Origin of the sequence: Variovorax sp. YR566 (assembly GCF_051992195.1) — a bacterium.
Lineage (GTDB): Bacteria > Pseudomonadota > Gammaproteobacteria > Burkholderiales > Burkholderiaceae_C > Variovorax.
On sequence record NZ_CP197092.1, the window covers coordinates 2,926,162 to 2,949,569 of the forward strand.

Below are 23,408 nucleotides of genomic sequence, written 5' to 3' on the forward strand. Positions count from 1 at the left end.
GTTCAAGTGGTTGCTGACACTTCCACTGTGGCACATCGATGCCGGTACGGGTGGGGGCGTCCATCCCATTGGTTGTCGCCAGCATTGCCCTCGGTTCTGCATCAGCTAAATCCAGGGTGTCGTCGGGGCTTTTTTGTGACCTATTTCACGGCGCAGGCGCGTTTCACCTTTTTTCGCTGCCGAGTTCTAAACGTTTTGAGATTTCCCTGGATGTGTTGGGCAGAGGACTGCGGCGCTCACTTCCGGAGGTTGCATGTCCATGGTCAACATCGTCGAGGGATGAAGTCATGGTTGCAATCGTCAGTGGGAATAGTCTGGGTCTGAGCCTGAGTTCGTTGACTACTCTGGGGCAGCGTGGTCAACTCGGTACGACAGGGCAGGGCAGAAGTGGCGAGCAATCCTTCGTCAACATCGCCAACGGCAATCTCGTGCTGCAGGACCGCGATGACGTCCTCATGGGTCGCGGGCTCGACGTCCTGGCCGTACGTACCTACAACAGCCAGGGCCTGCTGACCGACGACAACGGCGATAACTGGAGTGTGGGTGCCTTCGGCCAGAAGGTCGTCCTGACCTCCGGCGCCGTGGGCGCGGCCGGCAGCACACTGACGCGCACCGACCGCGATGGTGCCCAGGCTGTCTACACGTGGGACACGACCCAGAGCCGCTATGTCAGCTCCGCTGGTTCCGGTGCCTTCGACGCCATCGCCTACGACAGCGGCGCCTCGCAGTTCATCTGGACCGATGGCGACAGCGGCCTCAGCGAGCGCTACCAAGCTACCGGGCAAGGCCGCCTCGTTTCCGCCACCGACGCCGACGGCAACACCGTCAGCTACGCCTACAACGCCAACGGCACTGTGCAGTCCGTCACCGACGCCAACGGCGACGTCAGCTACTACGACTATAGCGGCACCAACCTCACCCAGATTCGAACCGTCTCGGGCGGTATCACCACCACCACTGTCCGCTACGCCTACGACGCCAGCAATCGGCTGTCTCAGGTCACCGTCGACCTCTCGCCCGACGACAACGCGGTGTCGGACAACGACGTTTACGTCACCACCTACACCTACGACGGCGCCAGCAAGCGAGTGGCCAGTGTCACCCAGAGCGATGGCACGAAGCTGAGCTTCACCTATGTGCAGGCTGGCGGCGGCTTCAAGGTCGAAACCGTCACCGACGCTCTCGGCGCGATCACCCGCTTCAGTTACGACGCAGCCCAGAACACCACCACGGTCACGGACCCTCTGGGCGCTCAATCGGTCTACCTGTACGACGTCCAGGGCCAGTTGCTCCAGGTGCGCAGCGGCGTCACCGCAGCAAACGCCACCGGCCTGGGTCAGGTCAGCTACCTGTACGATGCCCAGGGCAACGTCACCCTCATCACCGACGGCGAAGGCCATAAGGTCACGCTGCAGTACGACGACCATGGCAACCTGACGCGGGAAGTCGACTCGGCCGGCGACACCCGCGTGCGCATCTATAACGGTGCCAACCAGCTGCTGACCGACACGATCTACGCCGATGCAGCCGTGGTCGATCGTGCCGCGTTCAACAAGGATGCTGCGCTGCCCGAGACCACGCGCTATGTTTACGCGGCAGGCAATGCCAATCGGCTGCGCTTTGTGATCACGCCGCAGGGCGATGTCACCGAGTACCGCTACGACGCCTACGGCCAGCGCACCAGCGCCATCAAGTACGCTGGCACTGCGTACAACACAGCTGACCTAGCCCTTGGCGATGTGCCCACCGAGGCGCAGCTGGACACTTGGGCTTCTGCCCGGGATCTCACGCGGACCGAGCTTACAGAGCTGGTCTATGACGCGCGCGGCCAATTGAGCAGCCGCACGACCTACGCATCGACGGCCGCCGATGGCAGTGGCGTGGCCAGTACCGCAGCGACCACGCAGTACATCTACGACCCGCGCGGGCTGCTGTTGCAGAAGATCGAGCCGGCGACCGTGGCAGGCGGCGCCACGGCCGTCACCACCTACACCTATGACGGCCTGGGCCGCGTGCTCAGCGTCAGTGCACCGTCGCTGGATGGCGGCACCACGCCCAACACCACGATTACCAGCTACGACGACGCCAACGGCAAGACCAGCGTGACCATCGCCAATGGGCTGGTCACCGTCTCAGCTTACGACAAGGCCGGGCGCCTGGTCAGCGTGACCCAGCAGAGTGCCGGCACCGGTGTGCTGGGCACCACCACCTACGCCTACGACAAGGATGGCAACCTGCTGATGACGCAGGACCCCACGGGCGTGCGCAAGTGGATGCTGTACGACGAGGCGGACCGCAAAATCGCGGACATCGATGCGATCGGGGCGGTGATCGAGTACGTGTACAACGCCAATGGGCAATTGCGCGAGACCGTTGCGTACGCGACGCCGATCAGTACGGCAAGCCTGGTGGACGGGGCAGGCAAGCCGACCACGGCGTGGAGCGAGGCGAACACGACGACCAGCCTGGCAGCGCTGCGCCCGGCGGGTGCGGCGCAGGACCAGAAGGTATGGCGCTTCTACGACACGGCCAACCGGCTTACCTGGCAAGTGGATGCGCTGGGGTATGTGACGCAGACGACCTATGACGGGGCGTCGCGCATTCTGAGCGTGACGCAATTGGCCAATCCGATCGATGTGAGCCAGCTGGGCAATGGGGCGAACATCGAGTTGCTGGTCAATCCCGCCACTGTGGGGGGAATCACGCTTGCCGTAGACAACGCGAATCCGGTGCCGCTGGGTTCGCAGGTCACATTGACCGCCACAATCGAGGGTGTGAATCCTGGCGGCATGGTGACCTTCTTCAGTGGAGAAATGGTCATTGGAAGTGCGATGGTGGTCAATGGCAAGGCGGTGCTCGCGACCAACGAGCTACCGGTGGGGGCGAACAGCATCCGGGCGGCTTACTCGGGCGATGTGAACAGACCGGCCAGCGTATCGGCCGTTGCCACCAAGACCATCACTGGCGCCACGACGGGTGCGGTAATGAGCTTCTCGCCGAGCGCCTCGGAGCTCGTGTATTCGCAGCCATTCTCGATATCGGTCACATTGACGACGGCTCAGTTGCCTAACTTGCCCCTGGCTTCAGGAGAGGTAAGGTTTTACAGCGGAGATGTCTTGGTGGCTCGCGCCGCGGTTGTCAACGGGCTTGCCACCGTGACCACAACCGAATTGCCGGTTGGGAACTTCACGTTGCGGGCCGAGTATGCAGGTGATGCTGTCCACGCGCCTGTGACACTGACTCGTGGATTGACAGCCAAGCCGAATCCGACAACCACGACATTGGAGGTCGGTGGCGCGGGTACTGCCCCTGTCTTGACTGCTCGGGTGGCGACGAGCTTGGGGCCCTCTTCCTTGCCGGGAGGGACGGTTTCTTTCTACGACGGAGCAGTTCTTGTCGGAACTGCGTCTCTGATCAATGGCGTTGCGACGCTAGCGCGGACTGGATCCAGCGCCGTCAGTTCTTTCCGAGCCGAATACGCAGGTGACGCGCTGAATGCCTCCAGCACTTCTCCTACAGGAATGCCGTCTTCGACCGCGATCTCGATTCAGACGTCTGCTGCGACGGGGACGCAGGATGACACGATTGTGCTGACGGCACAGGTGGCTGGTGCAGGAGCGACCGGCGTGGTGACCTTCCTCAGCGGAAGGAACGTCCTTGGCACCGCAACGGTGGTCAATGGACAAGCCACCTTGTCGGTCAACAACCTGGCAGTAGGTTCGCACGCGATTCAGGCGGCCTATTCGGGCGACAAGGACAACTACGGCAGCGTCACGGCGCAGACGGCGAATGTCGAGATCGCGGCGGGCACGGGCACGGTGCCGCCGTTGGTGGTGACGGGGACGCAGCACCGTGTATTTGACGTGTTCGGAGGGAATTTCCCGTACGGCCTCACTGCCTCCATCTACACCGTTGCACCCTCTGCATTGCTCACCGAAGGGGGCACGATCAGCTACTTTGTGGGTGATCAGTTGCTGGGTTGCGTCGATGTGTCCACGCTGACAAATCCCTGGTTCTATGCGCAGATGAGGAATCTGCCGCTGGGGACGAATCCGGTGACCGCGGTCTATTCGGGCTCCTCGATCAATGCCCCGGTCACCTATTCCAGTCCAGTGAACGACCCGGCTGTCGTTCCGCCCGGCCCTGTATCGATTGGCATCACATCTTCCGAGCCCCGTGCGACGGTGGGCGCGCCAGTGACGTTCGTTGCTTCCGTTTCTCGTACTTATGGGAGTGCGTCAACAGCTCCCAATCCCACGGGGACGGTGACCTTCTACAACGGGAACACCATTATTGGGGTTGCGACTTTGGTGAATGGTCGGGCACAACTGACCACCAACGCGCTACCTGCTGGTGCAGCCTATGTCACCGCCCGGTACTCAGGGGATGAAGGTAATGCCGTCGCCGAAAGCGTGCGAATCATGCAGGGGGTGCAGGCTTTTGTCGGTCTGCCTGAGCCCTCCGTCAGGCTCGAGATATCCAACGAGCCATCGAACTTCGGTGCACCTGTGTCTTTGACCGCCACCGTGACATCGGCCAACGCGCAGACGTTATCGAAGCCTGAGGGAGTCATCGATTTCTACAACGGATCGATTCTTTTGGGGCGCGCAACCGTTGTTGATGGTCGTGCAACTCTGACGCTCAATAGTTTGCCGCTGCAAGCGTCAACCCTGACGGCAATTTACAGCGGAGATGAAATTTACAATGCCCCAAGTGTCTCCGCCGTACTGAGTCATCAAACCAATCCCGCGGTCACTTTCACCTCCGTCAGTGCATCTGCTGCGACGGGGACGCAGGATGACACGATTGTGCTGACGGCACAGGTGGCTGGTGCAGGAGCGACCGGCGTGGTGACCTTCCTCAGCGGAAGGAACGTCCTTGGCACCGCAACGGTGGTCAATGGACAAGCCACCTTGTCGGTCAACAACCTGGCAGTAGGTTCGCACGCGATTCAGGCGGCCTATTCGGGCGACAAGGACAACTACGGCAGCGTCACGGCGCAGACGGCGAATGTCGAGATCGCGGCGGGCACGGGCACGGTGCCGCCGTTGGTGGTGACGGGGACGCAGCACCGTGTATTTGACGTGTTCGGAGGGAATTTCCCGTACGGCCTCACTGCCTCCATCTACACCGTTGCACCCTCTGCATTGCTCACCGAAGGGGGCACGATCAGCTACTTTGTGGGTGATCAGTTGCTGGGTTGCGTCGATGTGTCCACGCTGACAAATCCCTGGTTCTATGCGCAGATGAGGAATCTGCCGCTGGGGACGAATCCGGTGACCGCGGTCTATTCGGGCTCCTCGATCAATGCCCCGGTCACCTATTCCAGTCCAGTGAACGACCCGGCTGTCGTTCCACCAGCGACCACCACCGTTTCGGTGTCCTCGTCAAGACCTCAGGGCGCGTTGGGTGCACCGGTCTCCTTGACTGCGGTCGTGGCCCATTTGAATGCTGGGCTTTCGACGGCTCCTGATCCCGGCGGGACGGTGACTTTCTACAACGGCGCGACTGTCATTGGCACGGCCAGCATCGTCAATGGTGCAGCAACGCTGGCTACGACTGACCTGCCTTTGGGCGCCGCGAGCATCACCGCGAAGTACGAAGGTGACACAAGTCATGCCGTGAGCACGTCGGGGGCATTGGCGCTGCAAATTACGTCCGCTCCGATCGCCTCCTCGACCGGATTGGCATTCTCTCCCGCACAACCTGTCTACGGTTCGCCCCTGGTGCTAACCGCCAACAGCTCGGGCCAAGGGCGTCCCGAGGGCGGCACGGTCAGCTTCTACGACGGCACCACGCTTCTGGGCATCGTCAACTTGGTCAACGGCAAAGCCAGCTTGAGCGTGAGTAGTCTGGAGGTGGGTTCGCATTCCATCAAGGCGGTCTATTCCGGCGATGCGAACAACGCCACCTCGCAAACCACAGCCAACGTCACGATAGCCAAGGCACCTTCGACGCTGATCAACCTGACGTCGGGCTCGATCGCCAAGGATGGCTCCCTGTCGATTCAGGTCAACGGCCCCCAACCCGGTGGTTTGGTGAGCTTCTACGATGGAACGCGGCTGCTGGGTACGGTCCAGGTCGTCAACGGCCTGGCGACCTTGTCGGGTGTATCGCTGCCTCCAGGCACGCACACTTTCACGGCCACTTACGCTGGCGATGCGCACAACACCGACAGCGAAGTCAGCTTCACGCAGGTCGTCGAGGGCGTGCCCGTCACCACGATCCTGGTCAATCTCGACAACGCCCAGGACCGTACCGTCACTCGCTTGTACAACCGCAGTGGCCAGCTTCAAGGGACATTGGACGCCGAGGGCTATCTCACTGAGTACAAGTACAACGCCGCAGGCGAACTGGTAGAAACCATCGCTTACGCCAATCGTGCAACCAGCTTCACCAGCGCTGCCAATCGAATCGCGGCAATAGCCGTCGCACGCGCCAGTTACAACCTGACAGGCGTGCGTCCGCAGGATTGGGGTGGTGCGGACATCCACAGCTACAACTTATACGACGCCCAGGGCCATATCGTCGCCCAAGTCGATGGCGAAGGCTACCTCACCGAGGCCGTCTACGACACCCGCGGCAACGTCATCCAGACCATCCGCTACGCCGACAAGGTGGGCGCCATCAGCAGCACGTCCACACTGAACGGCATCCGGCCGACGACCAACGCTTCTCAGAATCAAAACGTGATCCGGACATGGGACAACGCAGGCCAGTTGGTCAGCCGCACCAATGTCGAAGGCACCGTCACCCAGTTTTCCTATAGCAGCGTCGGCCAGCTCGTGCAGACCACCACCGCAGTGGGCACCATGGACGAGCGCACCAGCCGCGCGCTCTACGACATCCAGGGCCGACTCATCGGCGAGCTCGACGGCCGCGGCAGCGATGCTGTCGCCTTGAGCGATCCGCTCGCCCTGTGGGCTGCCAACGGCACCACCCACACCTACGATGCAGCGGGGCGTCGCACCAGCACCACCGACGCCAACGGCCACCGCACGCTCTTCTTCTACGACCCCATTGGCCGGCTGCGCTACACCGTCAACGCCCTAGGCGAAGTCACCGAGAGCAAGTACAGCGCTCTTGGCCAACTTGACGAGCAGGTCGTCTACGGCACCCGTGTGGATGTCTCCACTCTGGGCGCAACCACGCCCGGTGGCCTGAATACCGCCGTCCTGGCCAGCCAGCTCGCTGCAGTGGCCGACGCCACCAAGGACACTCATGTCCTGCATATCTACAACGCCACCGGCACCGAGGCCAGCAGCACTGACGCGTTGGGCAGCACCACCAGCTATTCTTACAACGCCTTCCGCGAAGCCATCGCCAGCAGCTACGCACTGAAGAATGGCTACGTTGTCACGGATACAGCCAGCTATGACCGCCGCGGCCTGGCGACGAAGCGCGTGAGCGATGCGGCCACCCTCGCCATCACGCAGCGCAAGACCTACGATGCCTTCGGTCGTGTTATTGAAAACTTCGACGGCAACAACAACCGGAGCCAGATCGCCTACGACCGTCTCGGTCGGATAGTGACGACCACCAATCCGCTCAATGGCCAGCAACTGACGCAATACGACGCCTTCAACCGCGTCATGTACCAGCGCGATACCATCGGCTATTGGACGAGCTTCGGCTATAACCTGGCCAACCGTAGCACCACCGTCTCGACTTCTGCGGGCGTGAGCGTCACCACGGTCCATACCAGCCAGGGGCAGACCCAGAGCGTCACGGACGGTCGCGGCAATGTCACCACGTACAACTACGACAAGAGTGGCAATCTCATCGGGACCAATGAGCCGCTGGGTGTCACCACAGGCGCCACCTACGACAAGACCGGCCTCAAGCTGACCAGCACAGATGCCAATGGTGTCGTCACCAACTTCACGTATGACGCGGCCAACCGCCTGCTGACCCGCACACTCGACCCCACAGGTCTCAATCTCTCCACCACCTACGCCTACGACGCCAAGGGGCAGGTGGTCAGCGTCACCGATCCTCGCGGCATCGTCACCACCACCGAGTTCGACCTTGCCGGCCAGACCGTGCGTCAGGTGGTCGATCCCACGGGTCTGCGCCTCACTACCAGCTACACCCACGACACCACCGGCCAGGTGCTCACGGTCGCCGACCCCAACGGCAACGTCACCGCGTACACCTACGACGGCGCCGGCCGGCGCACCAAGGAGCAGGTCGACCCCTCGGGGCTGAACCTCACGCGCAGCTACGAGTACGACGCGGCCAACAACGTCACCCGCTCCATTGATGCCAACGGCAACGCCACGCGCTACGCCTACGACGCCAACAATCGCCTGGTCTTCACGCTCGATGCGCTGGGCAACCTCTCAAAGCAGGAGTACGACCCCGAAGGGCGGGTGGTCCGCCGCACCTCGTATGCGGTGCCCATCGACACCTCGGGCCTGGGCAATGCCCCAACTGTCGCGCAAGTGCAGGCGAAGGTGGTGGTCAGTGTCGGCTCGGACATCATCGAGGGCCGCCGCTACGATGGCGATGGTCGCCTGCGCTTCAGTCTGGACGGGACCGGTGCTGTCGTCGAATACAAGTACGACAAGACCAACAACGTCATCGAGACGCGCGCCTATGCCAACCGCATTGACTTGGCGAGCTGGAACCCTGTTGGCGATCGCGATCCGATCGTCACCGCAGATGCGGCGCGGGACGAACGCGTGCGCACGGTCTTCGACGCCCTCAACCGGGCGACCTGGCAGGTGGACGGTACCGGTGGCGTGGTCCAGTACTTCTACGACGCCAATGGCAATGTCACAGAGTCGCTCGCCTACGCGACGGCGCTGACCAATGCCGCGTTCGGCAGTTGGAACGGCACGTCTGTGCCCCCTGTTGTTGCCGACTCAACCCGCGATCAGCGCGTGCGCACGGTCTACGACACCGCCAACCGTGCCACCTGGAGCGTCGATGCGCTGGGCAATGTCACCCAGCGCACTTATGACGCCGATGGCAATGTGGTCGCCCAGCGCAGTTATGTCATGCCCCTCACGGTAGCCGCACTCGCCGCCTGGGACGGCCACACGGCGCCCGCACCGGTGGCCGACGATGCGCACGATCAGCGCGTGCGCAATGTCTACGATGCGGCCAACCGGCTGACCTGGAGCGTGGACGGCATCGGCGCCGTCAGCAAGACCGAGTACGACGCCAACGGCAATGTTGCGCGCCGCAGCCAGTACGCCAACCCCATCGCCGAAGGGGCAGATCCGGCCAGCGTGGTTGTCAGTTCGGCCGACCGGACAAGCACTTACTTCTACGACGCGTCGAACCGTCAGAACTGGCGCGTTGATGCGCTGGGTGCCGTCACGCGCCTGCAGTACGACGGCAATGGCAATGTGATCGATCAGCGCGCCTATGCGAACACGGTCAATCCGGGCGACGCGTCGAGCGCGGCCTCGCTGGCCTCGGCCCTTGCAGGCAAGGCCGACGACGCGCACGACGTGCGTATCCGCAATGTCTACGACACGGCCGGCCGCCTGGCCTGGCAGGCCGACGGTACGGGTGCAGTCACGGGCATGACGTACGACGGCACGGGTCGCCTTGTGCGTCAGGTGCAGTACGCCACACCTGTCTCGGCCAGCGTCTTGCCTTCCAGCGCGGTGGCCAGCAGCACGGATCGCATCACCGTATTCGCTCACGACGGCGCAGGCCGCCGCACCTTCACTGTCGATGCCTTGGGAAGCGTCACTCGGGCCGTCTACGACGCCTTTGGCAACGTCACTCAGCAGATCGGCTATGCCAACGCCGTCGCAGCGCCCGGTGCCGCGACGACCTACACCGACGCAGCGCTGCAGGGGACTGTCTCGGCCGATGCCGCAGCCGACCGCATCCAGCGCTTTGCCTACGATCAGGCCAACCGCCAGGTCTTCGCCGTCGATGCCCAGGGCGGCACGACCGAATCCGGCTACGACGGCCTTGGCCAGTTGGTGCAGAGCCACGAATACGCGCAGGCGATCAATGTCGCTGGGCTGAGCAGCACCGCCAGCGCGAGCGATATCCGCGCGCGCACGGTGCTCGACGCCATCAATGACCGTGTCTCGCGCCAGGTCTTCGATGCGGGTGGGTGGAAGATCTACGGCATCGATCCCATGGGCTTTGTGACCCGGGCCGACTACGACGGCCTGGGCCAGGTGCGAAGCACCACGCAGTACGCGCTGTCCATCCCGTCGGGCACCGCCAACACGGCGGCTGCCATTGCCGCAGCTGTCGTTGTCAGCCCCGAGGACCGCAGCAAGAGCTCCCAATACGACGCCGCAGGGCGCGTCCTTTCCAGCGTCGACGCCATGGGGTTCACGCAGGCGTGGACCTACGACGCGCTGGACAACAAGACCAGCTACACCAACGCCAAGGGCGCGGTGTGGCACTACGAATACGACCTCGGCGGCCGCATGTTGCGGGAGATCTCCCCGCAGGTCGAACTCACCGCCGTCACTCCCGGCGGCGACGGCCGCCTGCAGGTCAATGCGGGTGCCAGCGGCGTCGGCAATGTCATCACGGTGCTGACCTACGACAGCTTCGGCAACCTGCGTAGCCGCACGGAAGGGGCGGGGCGGCCCGAGCAGCGCACCACTACCTACGCCTACGACCAGGTCGGTCGCCAGGTCAAGGTCACCTATCCGCCGGTGGGCGTGTACGACCCCTCGAGCGACACCTTCACTGTGGATGGCCTCGACGGCCGCCACGACACCACCCAGACGCTCTACACCGAAACCACCTACGACGCCCTGGGCAACGCCATTGCCAATCGCGACATCGGCGGCAACTACAGCTACAAGACCTACGACCTCGTTGGGCGGGTGGCCCATGAAGTCGATGCGCTGGGCTATGTCACCGGCTACGAGCGCAATGCCTTCGGCGACGCCACCAAACTCACGCGTTATGGCGCGGCCACCGGCCTGAGTGCCGGCCATCCGGCAAGCCTGGGGCGCGCGCAGGTCCAGTCCACGGTCGATGCGCTGCTCCACGATGCCGACCGCACCCTGTGGACCACCTACGACCGCCTGGGCCGTGGCATCGAGGTGCGCGAGGCCGCCGTCTACGTTCACGAGGGCGGTAGCGATACCGCACAGGATACTTTCGCGGGCAAGACCACCCGCAACACCTACAACACCTTCGGTGAACTCACCCAGGTGGCGCTGCAAAAGAGCGCCAACACCTGGACTCTGAGCACCAACTTCTACGATCAGCGCGGCCAGCAGATCGCCAGCGTCGATGCGCTGGGTTACCTCACCACCCAGGCTTTCGATGCGGCGGGCAACATCGCCATGCGCATCGAGTATGCGAAGGCGGTGAGCTGGATCGGAACCAGCAACCTTGCGGGCTGGACCGGCGCAGTGAATGCCGGTGCGGGTGCCGGCGGCACACCACCCACGCCCGTCGTGGATGCCAACAACGACCGGCGCGTGGACACCTTCTACGACCTCAACAACCGCAAGACCAGCGAGACCCGGCGCAACGTCGAGTACAGCACCGCGTCCAACGGCACCAGCACGCGCGGGGACCTGACCACCAGCTACGGCTACGACGCTGTGGGCAACCTCACGAGCACCACCGACGCCAAGGGCGCCACCACCTACAGCTACTACGACGCCTTGGGCCGCGTCACTGCGGTGGCCGAGCCCACCCGCGCCAGCACCGTCAGCGGTGCGGCCATTACCCCGCTGACCGTCTTTCGCCGCGACGCGTACGGCAACGTCGTGCTCAAGACCGAATATGTCAACGGCGCCGATGCCAATGGCGCACCCGCAGCCCCCAGCCCGCTGCCGCCCTATGCACTGGCGCCCAATCCGGAGGTCGGCCTCATCGAGGGGAATCCAGCCTGGGCCAAGGAAGGTCCAGTTGGCTATATCGCGAGCGCCCCCTTCGAGGGCGGGACCGCGCTGTACAGGATCAACAACACGTTCTTCGGCAAGCATCTCTACACGACCAGCCTGTCGGAGTACCAGTCCTGGCTGGCGATGCCGTATGTCGTGGGCGAAGGCGTCCAGGGCTATGTCGCCACGACCCCGCCATCAGGCGGCGTCAGGTTGTACAGACTGACATCGGCGCAGCCGGGTTTCGTCGACGTGGTCTACACCACCAGCCTGGCGGAGGTCGAGGCGCTCACCACCAATCCGGTATACCCCTACGTGGTGGACGAAAGTCAGCTCGTCTATCTCGGGGGCAATGCAACGGGCCCCTTCGATGCGCAACTGACGCGGTACGTGGGCCCGTCGCTCTCGTTCATGACAGGCTTCGACCACCTGTACCTGCCCGACAGGACGCCAGTGGATCCATGGAGCGACGCGGACACGCTCGCCAGAACCGACCGCACCACCTTCGCTCAATACGACGCCCTGGGCCACACGGTGCAGAGCACCGACGCCATGGGCGTCAACCACTACAGCTCCTACAACAGCCAGGGCCTCATCGCCAAGGAGTGGCAGGGCGTCACCGACAACGCCGGCACCACGCGCACCCTGTATCGGGCGTATGGCTACGACGCCCTGGGCCACCAGACACACATCTACGACCCCGCCACAGCCACCGACGGCACGGACTACACCCAGGGCGCGGCCGCGGCCAACGGGATCTACAGCACCCGACCCGGCGCTGATGTGACGCCTGGCACGTATGGCAACGGCGAGGGCGGCAACCCGGTGCAGTCCCCCGACGGCAGCGCTCCGCCGACAGCGACTTACGGCAACGTCAATCTGTGGCACCTGGCGAATCTCGTCAACGCCGCAGGCGGCCAGGTCCAGATTCAGTTCGACTTCATCACCCCCAGCTACGAGGTTGCTGGCGGAGAAAACACCGGGCCCTCCACGGTGGCAGGCCACCCCGCCAGCTACTCCCGCACCTTCCCGATCCCGGGCGACGTGCTGGGGCCTGACGGCGTGACGGTCTCACCGGACAACGAACCCATCGGCAGCGTCACGGCCATCCGCATCCTGCAATGGAACGGCACCGCTTGGGTCACCCTCTGGCAGGGCAGTCCGGCCGATGCCACCGGGCAGGACACGCTCAATGTGGGCGCCGGCGTGTCTGGCCCGAAAGTGGACACGGCCCTGGAATACAACGCCTTCGGCGAACTGACGGCCAAGCGAGTCAACGGCCAGCTCGGCGAATACTTCGACTACGACAAGGCCGGGCGCCTGTGGCGCACCAACGCCGGTGACGGCGTGGACAAGATCGCGCTGTACGACCTGCAGGGCCGCCAGACTGCCAACATCAGCAGCGCCGGTTCGGGGCGCGGCGACATCAACCTGCGTAATGCCGCCGATGCGCAACAGGTCGCACAGCTGTCGGACGTGCGACGCACCGACACCACCTATGACCTGATCGGCCACGTCCTGAGCCAGGCCTTGCCGGAACGCAAAGAGGTCCAGGGCGGGGTCAGTGTGGGCACCGATGCGCTGGTGGGAGGCATTGCCGCCCGCGCCGTTCACGGCAGCGAAGGCTGGAGCGGCAGCAACACCGTCAACCTCGGCTGGAATGCGCTCGCAGGCCTGGGCAGCGGCGACGTGCGCGTCGACCTCTACTACATCCCCATCGACGCCCAGGGCAACGAGGGGCCAGAGCAGGTCAGGAGCGTGATCCTCAATGCCACGCAAGGCAACGGCGGCACCAGCCTCAGCTGGAGCCCCGCGGTGGGGGATGCCTACGGCGGCATCGGCCGCATCTCGCGCGTTGTCGTGGCCAAGAAGGACCTGCAGGCCAACTGGCAGACGCTCATCTCGCAGAACGGCGTCGGCTATGCCGGCCAGAGCCTGCAGGTGGCGAGTCCGGACGATCCGAACGCCTGGGTGCAGGTGCAATACCGCCCGGCTGGCAGCAATGGCGCGTGGAGCGAGCTTCCCACGGTAAGGTTCGGCGATGCGGCGCGTGGCGACCTCTCCGGTCTTGCGTTGGGCAACTACGAATACCAGGCCATCACCCATGCACCTGGGCAAAGCGATCGGATCACTTCTGCAGGCACCTTCAACATCACGCCGCGGCCGCTGGCCACCTTGGGTGTGGCAGGCGTCAATGGCTCGGCGCAGACGCTCGAGTGGCAGGGCCCGGGTGCCGGGGATCTGCAGACCATCCGGGTGCGCCCGGTGGGCGGCGGCTGGAGTGCGCCATGGGGCATCAATCGGGCTGCGGGCAGTGACTGGAGCACCGTCAACCTCTCGGGTCTGGGTGCAGGGCAGTACGAGTACGAGATCCTGTGGAGCCATCCGGGCGAAGCCGGACCCTATGCCCATGCCACGGGCCAGATCAACAAGGTCGACGGCACACCCGGTACACCAGGTACCCCTGCGCAAGGCCTGCCCCATATCGACGGCTTGTATGTCGAATCCCGGCAAGAACTGATAGGTATTGACGAACAGACCGGCCCGATCTATCAGACGGTCTCCGTGGTGCGTGTGCCTGGTCCCCCTCCTGGGTCCATCAGCGGCTTCAGCGTGCGCGTCAAGGGCAGTGGCGGCGGCTTCCTGCCTCTGGAGGTCCGGCTGCGCAGCGATTTCGGTTGGGAAGTCAATGTCACAGGCGCGCAACTGCCCGCAGGCATCTACGAGTACGCCTACGGATTCTTCCCCGGCCTGGGGGCGGCGGCCACGGCGCATGCGCTGGGTGACCTGACGCTCAACGCCGACGGCAGTGTGTCCATCACGGACACTACGCCGGCCTACGTTCCTGCGACGCCCGGCACACCTGCTACACCGCCGCAGTACGGCTGGAGCGCGACGGACATGGGCCCGTACCCGATCAGCCAGGATCCGTTGCTGGGTGGGCGCGCCATCGGGCAGGGCTTTGGCCTGAACGGCGTGGACGGTTACCAGCGACCCCTGGTCAAGCAGACCATCGACCGTTGGGGCAATGTGCTGAGCATCAACGACCCGCGTTCGACCGTCTGGGTCACGAACTACAGCTACAACGCCAACAACCAGATGATCCGCCAGGTGCAGACCGACGCGGACGGTAACTCGGGCGTGGATGCCAACGGCAACATCAACAACGCCAACGCGCCGGTCACGCAGATCTACTACGACGCCATGGGACGGCAGGTCGCCGTTCGCGATGCCAATGGCAACGTCAATGGCCAGGAGTGGGATGCGGGCGGCAACCTCGTGCGTGAACTCCATGCGGATGGCAACGGCGCAGACACCGGTGTGGTCAGCCATGCCTACAACGTCTTCGGCGACAAGGTGCGCACCGTCGATGCCGAGCACAACGCAACATCGTTCGTCTTCGACAAGCTCGACCGGCTGATGCGTACCACCTTCGAATCGGTGGGCATCAACCAGACCCAGCGCTGGGATCAGGCGGGGCGCATGTTGTCGCAGACCAATGGCAACAACGAAACCGTCAGCTACGACTACGACCTGCGTGGCAACCTGATCAAGACCACGCAGCCGCTAGGACAAGTCACCCTGGCCGGCTACGACGCGCTCAATCGCAAGGTCGTGGAGATGGATGCAAACGGTGCGTTGGCGACCTGGAAGTACGACTACTTCGGACAGCTGCAGGGACACAGCGACATCGGCGGCGCCAACTACGCCTACAACTACGACAACGCGCGCCAGCTCATCGCGCAGAGCAACAGCCGGGGCCAGAACCGCGTCTACGGCTACGACGCCGCCGGCCAGCAGACCCGCATCCAGGATCTGGCTATCGGCCAGACCACCAGCTACCGCTATGACCTGGGGGGCCGTCGGCTGCGCGAGACCACAGTGCAGGGGGGCGTCACCTACCAGGACAACTCCATCGCCTACGACGCGCTGGGGCGCATGCGCTGGGTGGCGGACGCCCGCGCGTACATCACCATCGACTACGACAAAGTAGGCAACCGCACGCACATCCACACCCACGCGATCGATGCCGATGTCAGCACGCTGCCGCCGGACAGCGATCGCTACTTCCAGTACGACGCCATGAACCGCCAGACATTGGCGGACTCGGCCACAGCCGACGGTTCGTATCTGGGGCCGGATGGGCATCGCCTGCGCTACGACTACAACGGCCGGCGCACCAGCGACAAGCACGAAGGCATTCGCATCGTGCAGCAGGGCGATGGCCAATGGATCGCTCAAACAGGAGGCGAGACCGAGGAGGTCTACGGCTACGACGGCATGAACCGGCTGACGAGCACCACGCGCGACGGCACGGTGGTGGATGCACGCACCTATGACGGGGCCAGCCGTGTGCTCACCAGCGCGCCGGGTAATCTGGATGCAGACTACATCGCACTGCACACCCAATACCAGGGCGTGACGGGCAACGACCCCCTCCAGCTGCGCCAAAGCCGGTACGACGCCAACGGCCGAGTCGCCTACCAGAGCACGCTGGCTTATGTCTCGCCCCTGGTCAACCCTAGCGGGCAGAGCTTCAGCGGTGTCGGCTACACCTACGACGACGCGGGCAACGTGCTGGGGTACCACACCGCCAATGCCGATCCGCTGAACCCGACCTTCGCTACCACCACGAACACGGTGCAGCGCGCCGAAGGGTACAAGCAGCTCACGAGCCTCACCCAGACCCGACCGGCCACGGGGCCGGCGGCCGGCACCGTGACCTCGCAGGGACTGGTCGGCTACAACTACGACGTCAACGGCTTCCTGACGCACACCGGCGATCCAGGCAACCAGACCGTCACGCAGAACCATTTCTTCATCAACGACGCGAACGGCACGGCGCTGTATGCCTACTACGGCAATCCGGCCAGCCCGATCCAGGGCCAGCGACAGTTGGTGGTCAACGGTGAGGTGTTGGGGCGCTATGGCTGGGTGCCCGATCAGCTCTATGCGGGCATCAGCTTCCCGGTGCCGGGCTTCACGCCCTATACGCAGAAGGCGAGTTTCAGCTTCGGGTATCAGCCGATCAACGGCAACTACCCGGCGGGCACGCCGGGCACGTATGCCGTGGGCGCGAGCGACACGCTGCAGAGCATCGCCAAGGGCGCCTATGGTGATGCGAACCTGTGGTACCTGATCGCGGACGCCAACGGGCTGGGCGGCAACGCCGAGTTGCGCGTGGGGCAGGTGCTGACGATTCCGGCGCATGTGTCCAGTGCGAACAACAGTGGCACGTTCAAGCCCTATGACCCGAGCAAGATCATGGAGGGCACCAACCCGACCATGATGGCGATGCCGCAGAGTCAGGATGGCGGCTGTGGGGCCATCGGGCAGATCATCATGGTGGTGGTGGCTGTGGTGGTGTCGATCTACACGGCAGGCGCGGCACTCGGTGCCATGGGTGGAGTCGCTGCTGGCACCACCGGCGGGGTTGTCATCGGCGGAGTGACCTATTCCGCAGCGACCGTGGTTGCTGCCGGTGCTATCGGCGGAGCTGTCGGATCCATTGCAAGTCAGGCGGTCGGCGTTGCCATCGGAGCGCAAGACAGCTTCAGCTGGAAGGGCGTAGCGCTTGGTGCGATTGCCGGAGGCGCGAGTGCTGGTTTGGGTGGCATCGGTGGTGAGGGGGGAATCGACTTCCTTGGTGATGGCGCGAAATCTCTGGGCAACCGTGTGATTCAGCAAGCTGCGGGCAATGCAATCACGCAGGGCATCGCGGTGGCAACCGGGCTGCAATCGAGTTTTAGCTGGAGGAGTGTGGCGGCCAGCGCTGTTGGGGCGGGTGTGGGACAAGCCGTGGGGCCGGTGATCGGCGATGCGTTCGGAAAAGCATTCGGGGACAACGCAGGCAGCGCCTTCGCGGCTCGGCTGACAACAGGTCTTATCGCGGGCTCGGCCGCCGCCGCCATGCGCGGGGGCAAGGTGGCTTATCAGCAGGTGGCCATTGATGCGTTTGGCAATGCGTTGGGGGACTCCATCGCAGCGGCGAATGGGCAGAGTTCGCGTGTGCCTGCATTGGGCAGCGCGGCGCAGTCTGGATCGATTGCGCTGGACGCACCGCTGCAGGGGTATGGCTATCAGAGTTCGATTGGGAGGGGTACGTATGCAGAGGCTGTGCTCAGCACGTCCGGTGTCACCGAAGCCAACGCTGGCGGCGCCCAGGGGTTCGGCTACGGCACAGGTGGCTACGGCTTCCAAGCGTCGGGCGATGCGGTGAGCGCCTGGGGCAACGAGATCAATAGCAGCATCTTGGCGCAGGCCAACGCGCCGACACCTGCTCCCGCCGTCGCCGATGAAAGCCCTATGTGGGACGACGGCACGCCGATCACTTCCCGCATGTCGACACAGGGACTAGCCCGCAGTCTCGCTGCCGCGCAAGGACTGACAACTACAGCCGCGCTATACCTGCCTGGCGTCAATGATCCCGAGCTTCTAAATGTTTTCGATCCACAAGGGTTCACGTTGCAGCCAGCTACAAAGGTTGCTCCTGCAATTGGACAGGCGACAGGTGTTTCGGGCGTGAGCCCAATTGGTATCGGGCTCGGCTTACTGGTCCACACCGACGATGGGGCGACGACGAACTGGGGTATGGGGCGTCAATCATTTAGCTACAACCCCGACGACTTTAGTCTTGGTGTTACTGCGAGGGTCTCCAGCTTGTTGGGCAGTTCGCCTTTTCCGACGACCGTCATTCCCAGCATTAATAATCCAACGCCCTACTCAAATCCAACCTATCTTGACTATCTGAGTTACAAGGCTAATGGTGGCGCGTTAGCAATCAATGATTTTGTGTCTACTGGCATGCCTCAGCCCAGCAGTGAACCAGCGACTGCAACTGCAGGAGATGGAGGGATATGGACTGGAGGCCGCATCGAGAACATTGCAACAGTCGATGGACAAACCGTTATCGCCGGACCTATCACAGGTAAAGTGCTGGCCTTCTATCAAAAAGCCTTTGATTCTGGATATGCATTTGCGCAAGCCCAGCAAATTGCGGGAACACTGAACACACCAGATAATGTATCTGACCAAACGAGGTTGGGACAGGTGGCAGACAAGCAAGCTCGAACTGCACTTAAGATTGCGCTGGCCCCAGGAGGCGCCCTCCAAAATCTAAGTGACTCCGTACTGGTTAACCGCTATTTGAGAGACCCTGCCGGCAGCGGAAATTACACAATACCCGACATCCGAATTCCTTCGGAAGGTGTCATTATTGATGGTACGATTGGCTCCAAGAGCACATCCACATCTCAAGTGCAAAAATTTTTCCAGTATTCCCCAACCACCAATACTGTTGTTATTGTGACGCCAAATCAACCGCAGGCTTATCTTAGGCGCTAACCATGACTGAGTACTCTGTTCCTATTCCTAAAAATTTTCGAGAGACCGACGATTGGTTTACAAGTGTATTTGTGGGTGCGCCTGATTTTGTTTTTTTAAACAGCTGCGTAACATACAAGATCACGTTAGATATGATGATGGATGCTTTGCGACAAGGAATTGCCGATGCGGCGAGACGCACAAAAAATAAAGAAGCCGAAGCAATTTTTCGAAATTGCATAGAAGAGGTAAACTCAGTCCACGGTCTTTATCGAGATGGAATGATTGCCGAGGCACAAAAAAAAATTCAGGAAACGCAGCTTCTTTTTCAAAAGGCCGGAAAGTTAAGAAGCTCTAAATCTGCATCTTCCTAGGCAACTCCCGCAGGAGTCTTTGCCTTTGGCAATGCGCTGGGGGACTCCATCGCAGCGGCGAACGGTCAAGGCGGCGGCATGACGTGCGGGGAGGCCGAAGAGTGGGCGGCGGCGCGGGAGGCCTACGCGATGGGCGACGCGATTCCGAGGGTCAACAGGCTGGACCTTTCGCAGGATGCGGCAGCTCGACGCGCAGGCATCAACCCGGCAGGGTTGTCAACCTACGTGGGCAGCGACGACCCAGCCTTTGCATATAACTATCGCAACGGCAGCGACGTTGCCAGCGACAACTACAACGGCAGCCGTCGCACGGCCACCGTGCGCAATGGGCAAGGTCCGCTGGCCGCTTTGGCAGACCTTGGCTTGAACCCGGCGCAATAGCAAGTCGGCTATGGCTACTTGCTGAAAACTGGGCAGGTGCAGGTCGGTCGCAACGGCGTGCCGATGGTGCAGCCGGGGCAGGAATTGCACATCGACCTGGATGGATTGGCTGGGTGCGCTCAACGCTCCCCGAAATACGACCTTGTTCGAGAGGGCCCAAAGCGCTAATGCGCTGGCGAATGCGTCGTTCTCATCGGCGGGATGGAGCGCCAGTATCAGGAGCACGTCGATTGCGGAGCGTCGGATGGCTTGGGGCACGATGGCATCGTAAGCGGCCAGCCGCCCCACCTTGAGCAGAGCCGGTAGCTAAACGATGCTGTCCAGTTAACTTCTAACTGGACGGTTATGGACGTGAACCCCAAGTCGCGGCGCAGAATGGCGCGACGAGCAGGCTCCCTACGAGCCGCCGCCCGAACCCGCCCGGGCGACAAGCCGTGCGAGCGAGTTCGAACGCGGAGACACCGCGACCTTCGACAACCGAGACGGTCGCAACATCACTGGGGTGATCGTGCGCATTAACCAATGCACGGCCACCATTGCCACCGGTGACGGTGTGACTTGGCGGGGCCCATTCCATATGCTGCGCCAGGTGCTCGACGTTTGAGAATCGTCGATCTCTTCAATCAGTTGACGTCAAGAGTGCCTTGAGCCCGCACTTACAGAGCGCAGTGGTCTACATTGAGAACTTCGGCGCTGGGATCGGCGTGCGGGTTGCCCAACCGGGCTAAGCGTCATGAGTTGATCAATTACAACTGGGATCGAGAGGCTGGGCCAGCCGGGCTCTTCTGAAAGATAGACGAGTCGCCAGTCCGAGAGTGCTGAATTGAACTGAGTGCACTGGCGCCCTCCGAGGGCAACTCAAGAGGCTTCTGCTTCGGTCCAGCCAACATCCGCTAGCAGTTGCTGCAACGCTGGCATTGCGATCTCCAGTTTTTTTCTCTCAGATCGGGAACGTACTGATCGTCAGGTGGCAGTGCAGTAGGAAAGTCTCCGCGGGCCGCGGCAGCAAATATGACCTCTTGTAATCGATCCTGCGGCCGTGTGAAGTCTTCCATGTATATGACGTGGCTCAAGATCAGCTTGTTGTCCGAAGCCCCTATGTGTGCACGGATCTGGGCGACAGCCTCCATGTGTGCTTCGGCGAAGCCATAACTTGCCCTTTGCAGTAGGTTTGTTGCGCCGGGCCAGTTCCGAATAGCCGCTTGGTATGCCTGTTCGCGCAATGCCCTGTTTTGGATCTGACCTACCCCGATGCCCAAGGCCTCCAAGAGCGGCTTTTTACGCTTCGCAACGCCTGACCAGTAGCTGTCCATCCAACCGGTGTCCGGCGAGAAGAGGTCCTCTGTGATCCAGTCTGAATCGGCGATGGTCAATTGATTGGCGAAGAATTGGACTTCTGATATGTACTCTCGCTTCCAGCCCGGGATGCGCCACTCCGCTAAGGCGCGCAATGCGTCTTCCATCGACGTAAACATGTAAACGCCAGCAAGCCGCGATACCGCCTGCGGGTGACGGGCGGCGCGAGCCTTTTCCAGCACCAATTCCCGCTTGAGCCATCTCGGGCGGTCAAGTGCAAAGGAATCTCGCAACTTGCTGGATAAAAAAAGACTGACGAAGTTGGGGTGGTTGTCCGGCCCGGGGACGCCTACCGAGCGAAGTCGCCCGATAGCAACCTCCCAGGCCACAAGCGGATCGTCGATGTTCAAGTACGCGAAGAATTTCTCAGACATCAGAAGCGTTCCTGGTTTTGGGGAGGCGGCCTGAACTCGCCGCGAGTGGGGCGAATAGCAATTCTGTTTCAAATACAGTAAAAGAAAGCCCGATGAGTTATCGCGTTGTATCGGGCGGATTTATCGCAGTGCGCTTCATGCTGGCCCCAAGAATGCCGGCTCGCCAGGCAAAGAACTCGTCGAGCGCAGGGCCCAGCACAGCCGTCTGGGTGCGCGCGCTGAAGGCCTCGAAGCCCTGGCGTGCCAGCCGTTGACGCAGTTGCGGGGCGCTCACGAGCAACACAGCCATGTCGGCCAGGCCATCGAAGGGAGCGCCCGCGACCGCCTGCCGTAGCTCCGGATAGAAGATCTCGCTGTCCGCATAGAGTTCGCACAGCACCGCCTTGCGCTGCCTGAAAAGCATCGCAAGCCTCGGAATCTCGACGATGCGGGAGTTGTCGAAGAAGTGCATGTTGAGCACCAGCTTCGCGCGCCGGATCATCTGGTCGCGATGCGCGCTGTCCCAAAGCGCGTTGTCATTGCAGACCACGTGCAGCCCCTTTCTTCGCATGGCATCGATGACTTGCGCGCGCCGCTGATTCAGCGAGCCGAAGAAGAGCACGTCGATGTCCTGCAGGGCCTCGGGGAGCACGTCTTCGGTGCGGAGGTTGTCCCCGGCCTCTTCTTCGTATCCGAGCGGAACGTAGTGGCCGTTGGGAATGCCCAGCTCGGCATAGCGGGCCAGGTTGTGCTGGCTGTAGTCCCAGACGTAGTGGCTTCGCAGCAGCGTCATGTAGGACTCGTTGCTGGCCTGCGAACCTGCGACGAGTTGCTCGAAGTTCAGCACGATGCAGTTGGTGTCCATGCCTTGCAGGGCTTCGGGCGCCAGGTGGTGCGCGAAGCAGACAACGTTGATGGCGCCAGCACGCAGGGCAGCATGTTCGCTGCTGACCTCGTAGCCCAGCTTCCTGGCGGCGACGACGAAGGCATCTACCACGTTGCCGACCATATGCCGGTCCGCAAGCGAGGTGAAATGCAGCGGTACCGAAGGTTCCATCCCGTTTACTGGCCTGGTCTGGTGGCGGTCACTGCTTATTGCAGGCCCAGGATGTTCCGCTTGTGATAGTAGTCGGCGAGCGCGGCCCGGAGCTCGGTTGCCTTCTGGATCGTCTCTGGGGGCGCGCCCTTGCCCAGGCCGAAGAAGTAGAGGTCGTGGCTGGTGTGGTCGCAGTAGAACGACCAGACCGAGAACCAAGCGTCGCATGGAATGATCGCCTTGAAGTCTTCCTCGACCAGGTTCTGGTAGTAGTTCTGGTTGTTCTGCATGGTAAGCGGCGAATCGGTCGGTGCGTATTCGACCGTGCCGTGCTGCCGTCGCCCCGTGGAGGCGCAGGTCATCACGACCATGCCGGAATCCTTAACCAGCCGAAGCATGTTGAGCCAGGTTTTGCGCCAACCGGGGTTGTGCTCCATGGCCTCGCACGAGATCACCACATCGAACTCGTTGGCCTTGCCGCCATAGTCCTCGCCATAGCAGATGAGGTCGACGCCCTTGCCTTCGCCCACATCCAGGCCGATGTACTCGCATTCTTCGAAAAAGGCGCGAACGGAGCCATTGATGTCCAGGCTGCCGATTTCCAGAACCTTCTTCCGCTGGAAGAGTTCGCCAAGGAATTGCTTGATGCCACCAACGAAGAACAGCTGCTGGGGATGGGACACGATGGACCTCCGGGGCGGAAAACTCGGCAGTCTAGTGGTTGGCCGGGTCGAATTTCGCACGCCGGATT

The 23,408-nt window shown here is 62.5% G+C and carries 6 protein-coding genes; 3 read left to right on the top strand and 3 right to left on the bottom strand.

The genetic code is table 11. The features are described from left to right. Positions 1-38: 38 nt before the first annotated feature. The 3 genes from ACTG4X_RS13685 to ACTG4X_RS13695 all read left to right on the top strand — a co-directional run bounded on the left by ACTG4X_RS13685 (position 39) and on the right by ACTG4X_RS13695 (position 19,912). Positions 39-19,178, top strand: coding sequence for an Ig-like domain repeat protein (locus tag ACTG4X_RS13685; protein WP_440534032.1), 19,140 nt, complete (start codon positions 39-41; stop codon positions 19,176-19,178). 2 nt (positions 19,179-19,180) lie between these two features. Beyond that, positions 19,181-19,531: a hypothetical protein gene (locus ACTG4X_RS13690; RefSeq protein ID WP_440534033.1), complete on the top strand. Its 351-nt coding sequence runs from the start codon at positions 19,181-19,183 to the stop codon at positions 19,529-19,531. 78 nt (positions 19,532-19,609) lie between these two features. Beyond that, positions 19,610-19,912 (top strand): hypothetical protein, encoded by a 303-nt coding sequence (locus ACTG4X_RS13695; protein WP_440534034.1) that lies wholly within the window; start codon positions 19,610-19,612, stop codon positions 19,910-19,912. An 893-nt stretch (positions 19,913-20,805) separates the two neighbouring features. Here ACTG4X_RS13695 and ACTG4X_RS13700 read toward each other — a convergent pair. The 3 genes from ACTG4X_RS13700 to ACTG4X_RS13710 all read right to left on the bottom strand — a co-directional run bounded on the left by ACTG4X_RS13700 (position 20,806) and on the right by ACTG4X_RS13710 (position 23,340). Beyond that, complete coding sequence (locus ACTG4X_RS13700) at positions 20,806-21,642, bottom strand: hypothetical protein (RefSeq protein WP_440534035.1); 837 nt, start codon at positions 21,640-21,642, stop codon at positions 20,806-20,808. Positions 21,643-21,739: 97 nt separating this feature from the next. Next, a complete protein-coding gene (locus ACTG4X_RS13705) occupies positions 21,740-22,678 on the bottom strand; it encodes a hypothetical protein (RefSeq protein ID WP_440534036.1) in 939 nt (312 codons plus the stop codon). A gap of 35 nt (positions 22,679-22,713) precedes the next feature. Then, entirely contained in the window at positions 22,714-23,340 is a 627-nt protein-coding gene (locus tag ACTG4X_RS13710; protein WP_440534037.1) for a hypothetical protein, read from the bottom strand. Positions 23,341-23,408: the final 68 nt, after the last annotated feature.

What these genes read in the sequence shown, in the direction of transcription:
- ACTG4X_RS13685 (WP_440534032.1), top strand. Translation starts at nt 39, where the DNA reads ATGCCGGTACGGGTGGGGGCGTCCATCCCATTGGTTGTCGCCAGCATT.
- ACTG4X_RS13690 (WP_440534033.1), top strand. Translation starts at nt 19,181, where the DNA reads ATGACTGAGTACTCTGTTCCTATTCCTAAAAATTTTCGAGAGACCGAC.
- ACTG4X_RS13695 (WP_440534034.1), top strand. Translation starts at nt 19,610, where the DNA reads ATGACGTGCGGGGAGGCCGAAGAGTGGGCGGCGGCGCGGGAGGCCTAC.
- ACTG4X_RS13700 (WP_440534035.1), bottom strand. Translation starts at nt 21,642, where the DNA reads ATGTCTGAGAAATTCTTCGCGTACTTGAACATCGACGATCCGCTTGTG.
- ACTG4X_RS13705 (WP_440534036.1), bottom strand. Translation starts at nt 22,678, where the DNA reads ATGGAACCTTCGGTACCGCTGCATTTCACCTCGCTTGCGGACCGGCAT.